General features: G+C 47.0%; 9 protein-coding genes, 1 tRNA gene and 1 pseudogene. 5 read left to right on the top strand and 6 right to left on the bottom strand.

The genetic code is table 11. From position 1 onward, the window contains the following. Positions 1-78 precede the first annotated feature (78 nt). A complete protein-coding gene (locus R3B84_16330) occupies positions 79-879 on the top strand; it encodes an acyl-ACP desaturase (GenBank protein MEZ6142129.1) in 801 nt (266 codons plus the stop codon). A 412-nt stretch (positions 880-1,291) separates the two neighbouring features. On the opposite strand, the gene R3B84_16325 is transcribed toward R3B84_16330, so the two are convergent. From R3B84_16325 to R3B84_16315, 3 genes are all read right to left on the bottom strand, one after another. Further along, positions 1,292-2,065, bottom strand: a complete 774-nt coding sequence (locus R3B84_16325) for a DUF6602 domain-containing protein (protein ID MEZ6142128.1) — start codon at positions 2,063-2,065, stop codon at positions 1,292-1,294. 561 nt (positions 2,066-2,626) lie between these two features. Beyond that, positions 2,627-3,796, bottom strand: coding sequence for a hypothetical protein (locus R3B84_16320; GenBank protein MEZ6142127.1), 1,170 nt, complete (start codon positions 3,794-3,796; stop codon positions 2,627-2,629). A 249-nt stretch (positions 3,797-4,045) separates the two neighbouring features. After that, positions 4,046-5,041 carry a hypothetical protein gene (locus tag R3B84_16315; GenBank protein MEZ6142126.1) on the bottom strand — a complete coding sequence of 332 codons (996 nt, stop codon included), beginning with the start codon at positions 5,039-5,041 and terminating at the stop codon, positions 4,046-4,048. Positions 5,042-5,215: 174 nt separating this feature from the next. On the opposite strand from R3B84_16315, the gene R3B84_16310 reads away from it, so the two are divergent. Both R3B84_16310 and R3B84_16305 read left to right on the top strand, forming a co-directional pair. Next, entirely contained in the window at positions 5,216-5,968 is a 753-nt protein-coding gene (locus R3B84_16310; GenBank protein ID MEZ6142125.1) for an RraA family protein, read from the top strand. Between the two features lie 67 nt (positions 5,969-6,035). Then, positions 6,036-6,107 (top strand) — tRNA-Cys (locus R3B84_16305). Between the two features lie 1,544 nt (positions 6,108-7,651). On the opposite strand, the gene R3B84_16300 is transcribed toward R3B84_16305, so the two are convergent. Beyond that, entirely contained in the window at positions 7,652-9,562 is a 1,911-nt protein-coding gene (locus R3B84_16300; GenBank protein MEZ6142124.1) for a bifunctional DNA primase/polymerase, read from the bottom strand. Positions 9,563-10,729: 1,167 nt separating this feature from the next. Then, a pseudogene (locus R3B84_16295) lies at positions 10,730-10,822 on the bottom strand (IS3 family transposase). 10 nt (positions 10,823-10,832) lie between these two features. On the opposite strand from R3B84_16295, the gene R3B84_16290 reads away from it, so the two are divergent. After that, positions 10,833-11,099: a hypothetical protein gene (locus R3B84_16290; GenBank protein MEZ6142123.1), complete on the top strand. Its 267-nt coding sequence runs from the start codon at positions 10,833-10,835 to the stop codon at positions 11,097-11,099. Between the two features lie 703 nt (positions 11,100-11,802). Here R3B84_16290 and R3B84_16285 read toward each other — a convergent pair. Next, positions 11,803-12,987, bottom strand: a complete 1,185-nt coding sequence (locus R3B84_16285) for a hypothetical protein (GenBank protein ID MEZ6142122.1) — start codon at positions 12,985-12,987, stop codon at positions 11,803-11,805. Positions 12,988-13,245: 258 nt separating this feature from the next. On the opposite strand from R3B84_16285, the gene R3B84_16280 reads away from it, so the two are divergent. Then, positions 13,246-14,241: a MoxR family ATPase gene (locus R3B84_16280; GenBank protein MEZ6142121.1), complete on the top strand. Its 996-nt coding sequence runs from the start codon at positions 13,246-13,248 to the stop codon at positions 14,239-14,241. Positions 14,242-14,262: the final 21 nt, after the last annotated feature.

The raw sequence follows: 14,262 nt of genomic DNA, 5'->3' as shown, positions 1-14,262 counted from the left end.
TTCCCACTGAATTGCAACAGTATATCGGCCGATCATTTATAATGCACCACATGTGGTTGTTGGTGGGAGAGGGTGGTCATGGCAGAACCTGTTGATAGTCCGGAAGTACGACGTTTGATTTTTAAGGCATATCGCGATTATTTCGATCGTGCAGAAAAGAAACGTCGGTGGAACGTCCGGGAAGATATTCCGTGGGATCAGTGTAACAAGGATGTTGATCCGATTGTGGCGGACTGTGTACAGACGTTCTGCATGGTAGAAATGTATCTGCCGGATTACCTTGCGAAACAACTCCCACCAGTTCGGGCAAATCGCGGGCGAGCCTGGATGCTGGCAAACTGGGGTTATGAAGAATCGAAACACTCGCTGGCACTGGAAGACTGGCTGGTGCGATCCGGCAAGCGGACAGAAAAGCAAGTGGAAGCAATGGCGGATGGCCTGCTGGAACGGGAATGGAATGTCCATTACGGCGAGCCACGTGCGGCGGTGATCTACACGATGTTTCAGGAACTGGCTACCCAGTTGCACTACCGAAACCTGCGAAAAATCGTTGATAAGAAGGATCCCGCCCTTGATAAGGTGCTGGAATTGCTGTCGATTGACGAAGCGGCCCACGCCCACTTTTTCCGCCAACTGGTGGAAATTTATCTGGAACACGACCGTGAAGCCACACTGGAACAGTTCCGCAAAGTGGTGAACACCTTCCACATGCCCGCCGATCAGTTGCTTTCGGACAGTAAACAACGGATTGCCAATATCCGGGCACTGAAATTGTTCGACGAAGAAATCTTCTACAAAGAAGTTTACTCACCAATTATGCACCGCCTGAACCTGACGAAGGCCGATCTGAAGCCGAAAAAGATCTTCCGCGCCGCATAATGCGTCATCGGCTTGTATTGTAAGCCTCCGGCATTCGCCGCAGTTTGATCGTTGCATTTTTTCTTCTGGGCTGCCGCATCATTAAACCAAAATCAGTTTGAAATTCGGTGTTTCTGGTATTTTTCGATCCAACCGCTGCTAACGCCATCGGCTCACAAACCCAACCGACGGTTGGGTTTCAGACGGTTGTGTCTACAACCGTCATTCCCGCGAAGGCGGGAATCCAGTACTAAACACTTGAGTTGGCAACTCAACATCATGTTTTTGTGAGCCGCGGTTCGCATTATAGACGTAAAAACACCGATTTACACATGAAATTGGGTTTAACTCAAATCTCGCATTTCTCCAGGGTTTATTAATGAAGCAGCAGGATAGACTTGCTTGCTCGTGAAATTAGATAATGATAAATTTTTTAACTGAAGTAATAAGTCAATATTCCATAGCGAACATTTCTTTTTTCTAACCCAACCGTAGACACCCACGATGCTAAATAAGTTAGCACACAAGGGTCGTTTGAGTTTAGTGCTTTATTAACATGTAATTTGGCAATCTGATTGTGCTCCTCACGAGTATGGCTGGATATTGAATTGTTTATAATTACTATTTGTGGATCTAAAATAAATACAGCATCTAAGTTTTGTTTAGGATTATTGGTATTCCATTCAGCAATTTCTTGTTGTAATGTAGTGATTGAAATACTTGTTTCAAAAGCTACCAGAAAATATGGTACACCAGTAGCTATATTGCTGTTGGCCAAATCTCCTGTTTTGTCATCACTGCTTAAAAATGGCCCAAAAACGGGTGAGTAGCTAGATGAGAGTTTCAGATCTTTAGCCGATTTACAATTTGTAAAAACTCGTTCTAGTTCAGCGGTTGTCAACTGCGTTTTCACCTCTCCACATACTGCAACCCCTTCGAGTAAATTTAATGATTTGTTTTCGAATCTTGGGTGCAAATTATTGGTAATAATTGTATCAATTTGTTTACTCCGTTTTCCTTGGCTGTCAATGATTTCTCCCTCACGAACAATGTAGTCGGTTGGCAAGTTGCTCATAAGAAAGTCCCTTACTAAATCTTCTACCTTTTCGCCTTTTATTCCTGAGTGTCTATGACACTCGCGAATATATGCAAGCTTTGTATTCAACTCTTGCTGAATAAGCTTCATCGAATTATTAATAACCGTCATATCATTTATCCGTAAAAAATCACTTTAGAAATCCACCAAATCCACCAAGAACAAACATTGTTCCTCGCTGACCGTCAGGCCCACCGGCTACTCTTCGACCAGGCCGTCCTTACCAAGGTAGCACCGGCTGAACACCGTTTTCCCGCTTTCCCGAAGCGTCCATTTCGCACTGCACCGGCCTTCAGGGTAAACTTCCCAGCCATGTGAGCTGAGCTTGAACCGGATATCCGGGGTGTCGAATCGGTCCTCCTAAACCCAATTGAAGTCCTGATCGGATTCTTCCCAACGCATCATCGCCTCGAAGAGTTGGAACATCGCGTGCCCCAATGCCATTTTGACGATATTCTCGTGCATTTGTCATTCACGTTTCGGACCAGCCCGTCCCACTGATACTGCTGGAGGAACTCCAGGTGAGTTGCCATTTATAGATCCCTCTTTCCGATTTGAATGCTGTGCTTACTGCTCTTTAGTGAACCGTTGTTGGCACTAGAATTTTATCTATACAGAAGCTTCAAATGGACACAAAGTTAGTGGTAGGGATTTTTTGGATTTTGCTATTCATCATTGTTTCGCGTGTTCGAGTGATTTTTCTTCCCAAACACTTTTGGGCAATTTTGAAGTCCTTTGAATGTCGATTATCGCCCCGGGGTGTGTTTTTTGAAAATCTGTTATTGCTACTTCAGAAATACTTGCAGATGTGTAGAAGTGAACAAGTTTCAATTCGGGTAATGGCTTAAGTCCCGATTGGTGTTGCGGTTCTGCATTTCGTATAGAAATTGCCTGAAGTGGCAGTTTGGCAAGCATCTTTAATCCATTCGAAGTCAGATGCTCATCAAGATTGGTTGCACCTTCGTTGAAGGAAGAAAGGCAAAGGAGTTCTAAGGTAGTAACCGATGCCAGCTCTATCAGATGGACATCGCTGGCTGCACCCAGATCTGCAATATCCAAGTTCTTGATGTTCTTCAACTTGGCAACTTTGGCAAAAAAATTGGGAGGCAGGAATGAAGCTGGAGATCCCGAATAAATTCGGAGGCTTGTGAGATTGGGAATCTCTTCTAAAGCCAGAAGCACATCGTCAAACATTTTTACATCCAGCCGATTCAGTCCAATCGAAACAGATGTAAGAGATTTTGGTAGGTTTGGGATGTCAGACCGTTTGGAAATCTTAGGCAGGTACAAGCAGTTAGGAGCAATGGTTTCAAGAGAACTATTTACTTCTGGCCACAATCCGGCAGTTAGGTGAACAATCACGTTTTCGCCACGACGGTCCACTTTTCCTCCACCTAACACAATGGCATCTTCGGCGAGTTCAATAGGTGTTTTGGGTTTAACTCTTGTGGGTGTTGATGACGGAGTTGCTGAACTCATCCCCGTCCGTGCCGCAGTTGGCTTTGGTTTAGCGAGAGCGAAATTGGTGTTGTTTTGATTTACCCTAGGTGTCGTTGAACTTGTAACTTGATTTTCGACTACAGTTTGAATCTCTGGGTCTGACTTTTCATCTTTTGTTAATAAAGCAAAACCTGCAATTCCGCAGCAACCTAAGCAGAGAATCACCAATCCACCCAACACCTTAACTGGATTGATTGTTGGTTCGGAAATCTCAGCTGAACTGATTCTTGGTTTGGAAACTATGTATTTTTCACCACAATGCTTGCAAGCTTGTACTGTGTTTACGCTGGAGTAACGGTGTTGGTTTTTTTGCTTGCACTCTGGACATGAGTTAAAAATCACACCTTTTCCCCAAAATTAATCAGTTCAGAAAATATTGTAACAACAAAATACTTGGGAGTCGCTGAAAAATCATAGAAATCTGATGACAACCCCAATGACAAGTGATTTTTTGATTTCTACGTAAGTTGTTACTGAATAATGAGTTGTGACGATTTTTTTTCAAGTTTTAGGTGCTTCTGCCGCAAGGTGTGTGGGTTCAAGTCCCACCCGGGTAACTGTTTTCAACACATTTTTTACCTGATCAGATGACTAGAATCGCCATCCCAGGCTCAGCAGTACATTCACACCAGAAAGATCGCCCCCACCCGGTAGAACATCGGTGCTGGTCCAGTAACCTTCAACCCGCCCACCGATCAGAAAGGTGGAAGAGCCCATGGGGATTTCCGATGTAGCATGAATACCAGCAAATGGTTCCCAGTAAACATCGTGATGCCGTGAATACCCACCAATAATCGTGGTGGGGTTCAGATCCACGTGGGAAGTCCCAAAACGGACCCCTGCATCGTACCCGTATCGCATGTTCAAGCCATAGTTGGTGCCCACAATTCCCGATCCTGCGGTGAAAATGTCTTCGCCGAGGCCAATCCCCACACCCGTTCTCATTAAAGAACGCACATTAAAGGTGCTGCCACGGAATGTGGTGACCAATGGTGAACCGGAATTGTTGTAGGTGTACATCCCATGAATATCGACCGCAAATGCCGAGGTGCCGTCGGAATCAAAAAACAGAGTTCGGCCACCAAAGCTGGCGACCCAGCCTTCATTCAGGGTTTCATTGAGAAAATCGTTCCCCCAGGGCAGGTTGACCCCAGCCCGGAAGTAGAGTTCATAGGTGATGGGGCCATCACTTACCGCCGTCCAGCTTTGCATGTTGGGTGTCGCTACCGGGGTGCCTGCATAGCGCGGATCGACGTAAGTGTCTGTACCGCCAGAAGTTGGGTTGCCCACGTTCGGCAGTGGCTGCATCCCACTTTGAGGCTGCGGTGCCATGTTCACCGGTGGGGTGGGCACCATTGGCGGATTGCCCACGCTGGGAGTCATTGGCATTGGGGCCTGTCCCGCCACTGGCAGCACACTGGCAGTGATGGTATTGCGACTCTGGTGTTGAGCTGTTGTCACTCGACCAGGAGACATCTGATTGAACTGAGACACAACTTGTGGTGATTGACTACTCGCAAACTGTGCCCGCACTACCGCAGGCAGTGGAAATACCAGACTGACTCCCAACAAATATACTAGACGCATTGTTATTCCTTCACGGCGGTAATGGGGCACGTCTTCCCCAATATCGGCTGTTGAGATTGTCAAAATTAAACGATTGTGCGGAAAGAACTGATTATTCCAAAAGAACCGACTGAATGAAATCGCCGTAAGTGTTTCTCCAGTAAATGTTTAGGATAATTGAATAAGGAACCTCTCTTGAGCAATTTTCAGGTTGATTACCCCACGGTGGGGCCAGAAGTGCTGGCAGCTTTGCGAAAATTCGACACCCCCACCATTTGTAACGTGCTGGAACTATTGGATGTGCAGCCACGTACAGCGGGCTATACAGATTCTCGCATCCAGAGTTGTTTTCCAGAGCTGCCACCGATGGTCGGCTATGCCAGTACTGCCACTTTTCGGGCAGGCAGTCCCCCACGTGGGGGTGATGTGTACGCGGGACTATCAAAACAGGTGGAATTAATTGCCTCATCACCCGGGCCTGTGGTAGTCGTTTTTCAGGACCTGGATGACCCATCGGTGGCAGCCACGTTTGGTGAGGTAATGTGCACCACCTACCAGTCTTTTGGAGCAGTTGGCCTGATTACCAGCGGCACCGGACGCGATTTGGATCAGGTGCAGGCGTTGAAATTTCCCTGTTTTACCGGCGGTACGATATGTTCCCACGGTTACTGTCAGGTTGTGGACCTGCACATTCCGGTGCGGGCAGGCGGCCTGACCATTTATCCGGGAGATTTAATCCACGGCGATCGCAACGGAATTGCAGTGATCCCCACCCACCTGGCAGCGGCAATTGCAAAAGCCTGCCCGTTACTGGCAGATGCAGAAAATATTGTGCTGAATTACTTGAAATCCGGCCCACCCACACCGGAGGGGTTTGCCCACGCCAGAATGGAATGTGCAAAACAAATTGCAGAATTGGCGAACCGCCTCAAGGTCGGGGCGGTCTAAGTCGATAATGATAGTAAGCTGGCCAACCACCGGTTGAGTTGGTATTATTGGAATTACCGAAATAATCGGCCTCGTCGCCAAGTGGTAAGGCAACGGTTTGCAAAACCGTCATTCCCCGGTTCGAATCCGGGCGAGGCCTCTTTTGTTGCTCTTCGTCAGCAGTAATCATCTCTCCGCAAGTATCTTCAGATTCAGCACTTAGGGCGATTTTCTCACCTTCAGCAAAATCGATGCCAATTTCGGTCAAATTGTCAGGAATTGTCATGTTTTGTACCGATTTGTCAGCTGGAGGTGCAACAATTGGTGCAACACTTTTTTCATCTGGCAAGCCGTTGACTACTTCCGCCAGATCATTGAAATTCGTTCGGGCGTACCTTTTCATAGTCAGTTTGGGATCAGAATGTCGTGCCAGGGTCATTACCTGTTTGATATCTGCACCACTCCGAATCAGATTGCTGATAAAGGTGTTTCGCAGTGCGTGGAAATCCCTTTTTTCTTTCCCTTCAGGAGATTCACACTCGATCTGCACACCAGCAGCTTCCATGTCCAGATGAATCATACCTGCGGCTTTCGCTTTCCAGGTTCCCGGCCAAATAAACTGCCCTTTCTTTTTGGAAGCCAGATAACGCTTCAGTACATCGGCCATCCCCACTGAAAGCGTCTGGATAACAGCTTGACGGTTCTTGCTGTCACATGCTCGTAAGTGCACTACCGGAGGGTTTGCATTCAAGTCAAAAGACTCTGGCTTCAAAATTGCCAGTTCGGAAGCTCGGAATCCAGTTCCAAGTGCAACACGGTACAACATCGCACGATCAAAACCAGAAAGACCCCTGAATACCTTACCTCCCTCAGTAGCAGGTAGTAATTGAGCAATTTCTTCTGGCTGGAATTCCCCACGCTTTTCTGCGTCAACTGCAACGTTCCCTGGTTTGATCGTCTTGAACGGGTTCCGTTCAATTCGATCGGTATCTGACAACCATCGAACAAATTGGCGAGCGGCCTGAATATAGTGGTTAATCGTCTGGTTGCTGTATCCATGGCTGGGGCTGCTGTTCGATTTGTTCTCAGGTTTGCTGTTCTTCAATTCACACAGGAACGATTCCAACGATTCTGCGTTCAGATCTTTGGTGAACCTGAAACCACATCCTTCAATGATTGCATTGACGCGGGCAATCTTCAGTTTGCAGTACTTGATGCTGTTACCGTTCGCCTGCAACGATTCCCGCCAGGCTTCCAGGTGCTCCATTAATGGCATCCGCTGGAACTTAGCACTGCGTGGGTTACCAATACCAGCTTTTTCATTTTCCACATCCTGAACAATCTTTGCCAGCATCTGTTGTGCTGCGGTCTTGTTGGTACTCAGGGGTACCCTCTTCTTTTTCCCGAGTGCGTCCCGATATTGTCCATACCATTTCTTCGAGGAAACTTGTTTCACCGTTCCGTCGGCTTGCTTACGTGTAATCAACACCTTCAACACAGTAGCCATCATTATCTCCAATTCCCAACCGGTAACCTGCACCGAGTTTGTCGGTGAGTACCGGTTGGATACAGTTCATATTAAATTCAAAATCAGTCAAATGGGCGAGCTTAACAAACTGGACCATGTGGCGATTCATCTGGTCCAGACATTTGCACCACGATCAAGGTGATCAAGATGCTCAAGATTTTCACATCTGAGTAACTTCACTCTTCATCAACTGGCAACTCCCAATACCAGCTGTTACCATTCTTGCGTGAAACAATACCAAGTGCTTCTTTCGCACGCTGCAACGTTGGTTTGCTACCACCTTCGCCATTGATCCATGCATCAAATAAAGTCTTGCTTCGAACAGGGGATTCTCCTTCCAATTGTGACTTCAACCAGTTCTTCGCTGTATCCAGCGCCTCAGGTTTTGGTCCAGGTCTCATATTCGCAGCTTCTGCCTCCAGCGCATCATCAGCTGTCAAATCGATTGGTTCTGATTCCCACTCAATTCGTGCTGGATCGCCATTAATTCGGAACCCCAACCCAGTCATCTGCCGGCCAACATTCGTACCACCAGGTAACAACCTGCAAAGACTATGGTCTTCTGAACTACGATCGAGGTGATAGATACTTCGTGCGATACCAGCAAATGCAACTGACCCCAGAATCTGACCATCGGCATAGTTTCCAGCAGATTTCCTCACATGGCAGACCAACACAATGGCGACGTTGTTATCTCTGGCAATCTTGGCTATCGGTGCCAGAATCGATCTCACTTCGTTGTCCCGATGTGCATCCACATCTCCTCCCAGAAAACTACCTATCGGGTCGACGATTATCAGTCTGCAACCTGGCACGTCTTTGATAGCCTGATCAATTTGTTCAACGTCAGTGAGACGAATCATCAATTCCTTTTCTTCCGTTCCATCAGAACAGGTGATGCCACGCAAAAGATGAATCTTTTTCAGATCTGCACCGGCATTTTCCAGACGTGGCCTGATCGTATCTTCAGGATCATCTTCGGCAGTCATGAAAATTACCTCACCCTGCTGGCATGGAGTACCGTCGGGCCAGGTACTTCCTGTCGAAACTCTTGCAGCAATATCACATGTCAGGAACGATTTGCCCGCTTTCGGGCGACCTGCGATCAACGTCAATTTTCCGATTGGAATACGTTCTGGCCAGAGATATTCGATCTCACGGGATTCAATATCAGCAAAACTTGTCATCACCGGTTTTCGAACGGCAGTTCGCCCTGCTTTGCCATATCCCCTGGCAGCAAGATCTTTCGCAGCCTTTTCAAAATCACCCTCGTGCTGCAGGTGTGCGTAAACTGCAAATTTACTCATCGCTTCATTTGCAGGTAATCCACCCTTGGGAGTGAAACTGAAGAAAAGCGGTAGACCATATTTGTTGCGGAGCATTCCGACAGTAGCTGAAATTCCAGAGTCTTTTCCTGGTCTGGTTAAAAAACCCCTATCTGGATCTAACTGATGATGCCACTTCCACCCGGCATCAATCAACCCAGTATCCTCCCAACTGCCCCGTGCACTGAAATCATCGCCAGGACGATTACGATCAGGTGCTGGTAAATTGTTTTCTCCTTTATCATGATGGTAGGTAAGGCACCCCCTCAACCATTGCGGTGCTTCTCGCAGTTCAGTGACGGTGCAAAGAGGGCGATCCCATGTGTACTTTTTGCCATCAACGACCGATGGCGGGGCAACAATATACCCTCCCATACTGCGGACATCCACATTTTCATCAAGCTGACCAGCAGATGATTTCCACTTATTTCCGGCAGCATGAAAATAGTAGTGCTTTCCACCACGTGGTGTTGATGCAATGGGAGTTTGTTTCGGCCATGGTTGGTTCAGCCATACGTTATCAGTTCCATCCAAGTCGATGACAACGAGATCTTCCGTGGCAATTCCGATATTGGCATTAGGGAACTTTGTCCACCAGGCTCGGATTTGATCCAGATTACACGTGGCATCTTTAAAACCATTTGTGGTGGCAGGCGCCTTTTTGCCCGTTACTAGCGGGAAGACTTTGTACCCCATGTTCGCATACTGAATCGCAGCGTCGAGTAAGCTTGACTTGCGATGATTCGATGATAAAATGTTCATTACATACCTCACTTTCTTAACAGAGATTTTGAGTCGTGTTTGTACCCAGTTACGCTGGCAGGCGTGCTGGGTTTTTTACTGTTTCGCCTTTCTAACAACCGCTGCCCAAATTGCAGACCAGGTTTCTCGATCTGGGCATCGAGCATCCTGCCAAGCAACCAGCTCCCTGACATTCCAGACAAGGACACCTCGGATCCTGATTGGCTCTGGATTGCCACCTGAAGCAGTTAATCTGTCCCAGCTACTTGCTGAGATACCACAGAATTTCGCTGCTTGAAGCCTTCTCAGCAACCCAGCTTGCTGTGACTCTTCAGACGATCTGTTACCTTTCACTTCATCTTCCTCCACTTAATTACCTTTGGGCATCGCCCAGTTTTGCGAGAAGAGGGTTTCTTCAATACCAGCCATAATTTCTCGCGATTATGCATAACTACCAGATAAAAGAAACATTGCCAAACTTAGCAAAAATTGCTGAAATACTGCAAAAATTGCCTTCAAGTTTGTGGATTAGTTGAATCGAGAATGACAAAAACATGTTTTTCAGCGTCATCACGTGTCAAATTTGCAAATTTCAGGAGGAATGAAATCGAATTTTACTTAGAAAGCGGATTAAATCCTTAACAAACACCGACAAAAAAAAGTTGATTTTTTTTCTGCTATTCATTCTCCTGCTACCTGCTTTGCGGGTTCAGTAATCGTGCTTTGTCCAGGAAATTCAGTTCATATCCGTCGATGACACGTGCATGGCCATCAGGCTGTTGACCAGTTCATTTCACTGATCAGCAATCAAACGACCCGATTCCCGGTATTAATTATCCCTGGCAAAGACAAGATCTGAAATGCGCCCCTGGATTTGGACCAGTACCTTAAATACTGGCAAAGCCAGGGAGTGTTTCCGATGTCACGTACAAGAAGACAATTCTCACCGCAGTTCAAGGCACAGATCATCCTCGAGCTACTGCAGGGCAAGTCACTTGCCTGATTGTGCCGCAAGCACAAGATCACTCATGCATTGTTGTGTGCATGTTCGCGAACCAGATTCGTAATATCAGCAACCCATAACTGGTCAGGAGGCTTGATTTTCAGGTGTTTCACCAGATTCCGATAGCGTGGAAACGAATGCTGACTGTTGGTGGTTCGCGGCTTCCGTTCCGGAGCCTTGTCCAGCAAATTCAGTTCACCCATCAGTCGCCTTACCCGTTTATGGTTAACCAGCAATCCCTCCCGTCTGAGCATCGCAGTCACTCGTCGATAGCCATAGGTGGGGAAGATGCCTGCCAGTTTGGTGATTGTTCTTTTGAGCAGGTCATCTTCTGGATCCTTCCAGGGTGTTTATCTGGCAGTGCTGATGGATCTGTTTACCAGAGTAATCCGCGGCTGGCATGTCAGTCAGTTCATCGATCAGGAACTGATGATTGCTGCCCTGAACAGAGCCCTCGGATCAGGGGGTGCAGTATGCTGCCACCAATTATTTGCTTGTGGAGAGGAGAGTGAAGATCAGTATAGCATCGGTGGGAGAGTTACGCGAAAACGGTGATGCGGAACGACTGATTCGAACCATCAAGGCAGAAGAAGTGAGTCTGAGCGAGTACGAATCACTGGTAGATGCACTACATCAAATGGATCCACATGTCAGAGGATTATCTGACGCCAGTTGAGTTTAAACAAGCCTGGTGGGAACAGCAAAAGAGTCGTAAGAAAGGATGACCTGAGCAGAGGGGAGGGCAACGGTGGGAACCTACCCAAGCGCTGACTCAGGGACCCATGTCAAAAAGGCAGCAGGTTGCTTCCACATCCTCTTCGATCTGGGAAAGTAAGCGTTAAATCAATTTCCTGTTGTTCAAACCACTTTGCGAACATACTACATAGTGTAGCCCGTTTAATGGTCCAAAATTCGGGGCGTATTACAGATTGGGCTGAAAACTACTTGCGCTACTACCAGTTGTGCAACTTTCAGCCGTAAATGGTAAAAACAAGATCAATTCGAAATCAATGGATTCTGGCAGTTAACCACTGGTAAATACTGACCTGATTGGTGACGACATTCGACCAGTTCTGCCCAATTTGCTCAATCCGTTACCCAACCCTCCCGAATGACCGCAAGCCTGATAGATGAACCAGTGATAGTTGTGGGGCTGCTTTGTGGATTAGCTTCAGGGCACCTGATACTATTTCAAGCACCTTGTTGCAGTACCACTTACCCGAAAACTTGGTCGCAGTCATTGCGTTAAATGTCGTTATCAATAATCTTCCAATTGAAATGACACTACAATCGTTCTTTCAACATGATTTACTCTTCGCTTGAATTTCAGGCCATTCACACCTGTCTTTCGCTGAAGCTGATAAATTGCGTTTGATATTTTTTTTGCTCTGTCGTCCAGTATTTCGTTGGGCAAAACCGGAATTGTTAGTTCCTCTGACCAATTGACTGCTTCGAAGCTGTCTAACAAAACCACAATAGCCAGTGCTTTTTTGACTTGAAAACTGATTTCAATTGTTCTGATCTTCAACTTGCCTTCTGTTTTATTCCATTTAATTAGTGGCCGGATATTCTGTTTCAGGTTAAGCAAGATTGATTTGTTTTCTTCCCACCACGATTTCAGTTGTCCTGAGTGAGTTGAGTTAGTGTGTGTAAAATGCAGCATTTCCAGTGGATTGCCGTCAGGCTTCCTAATCGTTGTTATGTCCATCCATTCGGCAATGATTTCTGGTTTAAGCGGGACATGGAATGTGCAGTCTGTTGGAAATCTTCTGCCACGCGATTGAAGATCTTCTGTATCAAAAATGATTTCACCCATTTCCACAGTATCTTTCAATAGCGTACTGGATTGATTTAACGGATTTGAAAGTAAAATTTTTTTTGTTGTTCTCAGAAACGTTGCTAATTCAGTACAATCTGATAACTCAATTACCAGAACGTTGCTTTGGGCTAGGTTCATTGCCCTCTCGCTTAAAAATAAATCAAAGAACGCGTTCTGAAATTTTTCTTTTCTTGGTTGTGATAGCGGCACCTGAAGGATTTGAAGTAAACTGTCGATCAATTCTATCGGACTGATGATATCATAAGCAGTAGTGGTGAGTTGGGAATAATAGTCGTCTACTATTCTCAAATAGTACTGCCATTCTGGTTCGTCAAGCCATTGTTTTTCCTTTTGCTGTACATAATTCCTAACTCGATCCGAAATCCTGGTGGTGTTAATACGCTCGAGAATCTGTTCTGAAAAATCACCAATATCAGGTTCGCAATCATCTTTAGTGATGCCAGTGCGCCCAAAATACTGGTTGATAATTTCCCATTTCAGCTTTCCAAAATTGTATCCAATCTGGAATGCAGCAATAATTGTGCGTTGATCATCTGGACCCACAGTCGAATCGTGGATATTTTTTTTCTTAGGCATCTGCTTCTTCTTTTTATTCAGCCGCATGAGCCACCCATAACAATTTGCTTGCAACTTTGATTTTCACAAATAGTTACCATACGAGTTACGAATTGTAATTGGCAATTTTCCATTGCAGTGATTCAGCAAGAATGACCCTAAAAATCCCCCTGTTTTGCGTCATATACAGTGATGGGGAGTGCTTACCTTTTTCATGGTGCGGTTTTTCGTCTGTTTTGCCGTTCTCTGGTGACTTTTTCGGCGCAGATCCTCATCACTTTCTCACTCTAACTTCAGGAGTTTTTGATGCGTCCAACGGAATTGGTACGTACGGTGTCGGCGTTACTTGGCACTCGTCGACCCCTCTATCTGTGGGGGCCACCCGGGATCGGGAAATCCACCCTGATCCGGCAGGTAGCGGTGGCAGAACAACTGACACTTGTCGATATCCGTGCCACCTTACTGGATCCGGTCGATCTGCGTGGCTTACCCCGCCTCGATGGTGGGGCGGTTTCCTGGTGCCCACCTTCTTTTCTGCCTCAGGCGGGACGAGGAATCCTGTTTCTGGATGAACTGGCTCAGGCACCACCCCTGGTGCAGTCGGCCTGTCTGCAGCTCACCCTCGATCGTCGGCTGGGAGAATACGAATTGCCTTCAGACTGGACAATTATTGCCGCCAGCAACCGAAATGAAGATCGGGCGGGCACCCACCGACTGATCAGCCCACTGCTCAATCGCTTTATTCATCTCGATCTGGAACCCAGCCTGGAAGACTGGCAGGCGTGGGCAGTCACCAAAGGCATCGTTCCGGAAGTGCGGGCGTTTCTCAATTTTCGTCCCAATCTGCTGTTTGGTTTTGATCCCAGCCTGCAAAGCCGAGCTTTTCCCACCCCCCGTTCGTGGGAGTTCGTTTCTGCAGCGATGTCTCAGGTACCCAGAGATTTACTCCACTCGGTGGTCATTGGCTGTGTGGGAGATGGCCCCGCAGCAGAGTTCACCTCCTTTCTGCGTTTATTTCAGCAGCTGCCCAACATCGATGATGCCTTGCAACACCCGGACACCACGCCAATCCCTCACGATCCTGCTACTCTCTATGCCCTGGTGGGAGCCCTCGTCGAACGCTGTCGAACCGACCACTCACCACTACCACAATTTGTCCGTTATGCCAGCCGACTTCCGGAGGAGTTTGGCATGGTCGCCATCCGCGATGCCCTGAGCATCCAACCCAGCCTGGCTGCCCTGCCTGCAGTACAGGACTGGATCCGCAATGCCCGCGAACAAGGGTTGTTTCTACGTCCATAACCAATTAATTATTCAAACAAG

This window comes from Zavarzinella sp., from assembly GCA_041399155.1.
Taxonomy (GTDB): Bacteria; Planctomycetota; Planctomycetia; order Gemmatales; family Gemmataceae; genus JAWKTI01.
Note: the sequence above shows the minus strand (reverse complement) of the source record. Positions and strands in the feature narration are given on the sequence as shown.

Excerpts from the sequence above, each read along its gene's own strand:
- R3B84_16330 (MEZ6142129.1), top strand. The coding sequence starts at position 79 with ATGGCAGAACCTGTTGATAGTCCGGAAGTACGACGTTTGATTTTTAAG.
- R3B84_16325 (MEZ6142128.1), bottom strand. The coding sequence starts at position 2,065 with ATGACGGTTATTAATAATTCGATGAAGCTTATTCAGCAAGAGTTGAAT.
- R3B84_16315 (MEZ6142126.1), bottom strand. The coding sequence starts at position 5,041 with ATGCGTCTAGTATATTTGTTGGGAGTCAGTCTGGTATTTCCACTGCCT.
- R3B84_16300 (MEZ6142124.1), bottom strand. The coding sequence starts at position 9,562 with ATGAACATTTTATCATCGAATCATCGCAAGTCAAGCTTACTCGACGCT.
- R3B84_16290 (MEZ6142123.1), top strand. The coding sequence starts at position 10,833 with ATGCCTGCCAGTTTGGTGATTGTTCTTTTGAGCAGGTCATCTTCTGGA.
- R3B84_16285 (MEZ6142122.1), bottom strand. The coding sequence starts at position 12,987 with ATGCGGCTGAATAAAAAGAAGAAGCAGATGCCTAAGAAAAAAAATATC.
- R3B84_16280 (MEZ6142121.1), top strand. The coding sequence starts at position 13,246 with ATGCGTCCAACGGAATTGGTACGTACGGTGTCGGCGTTACTTGGCACT.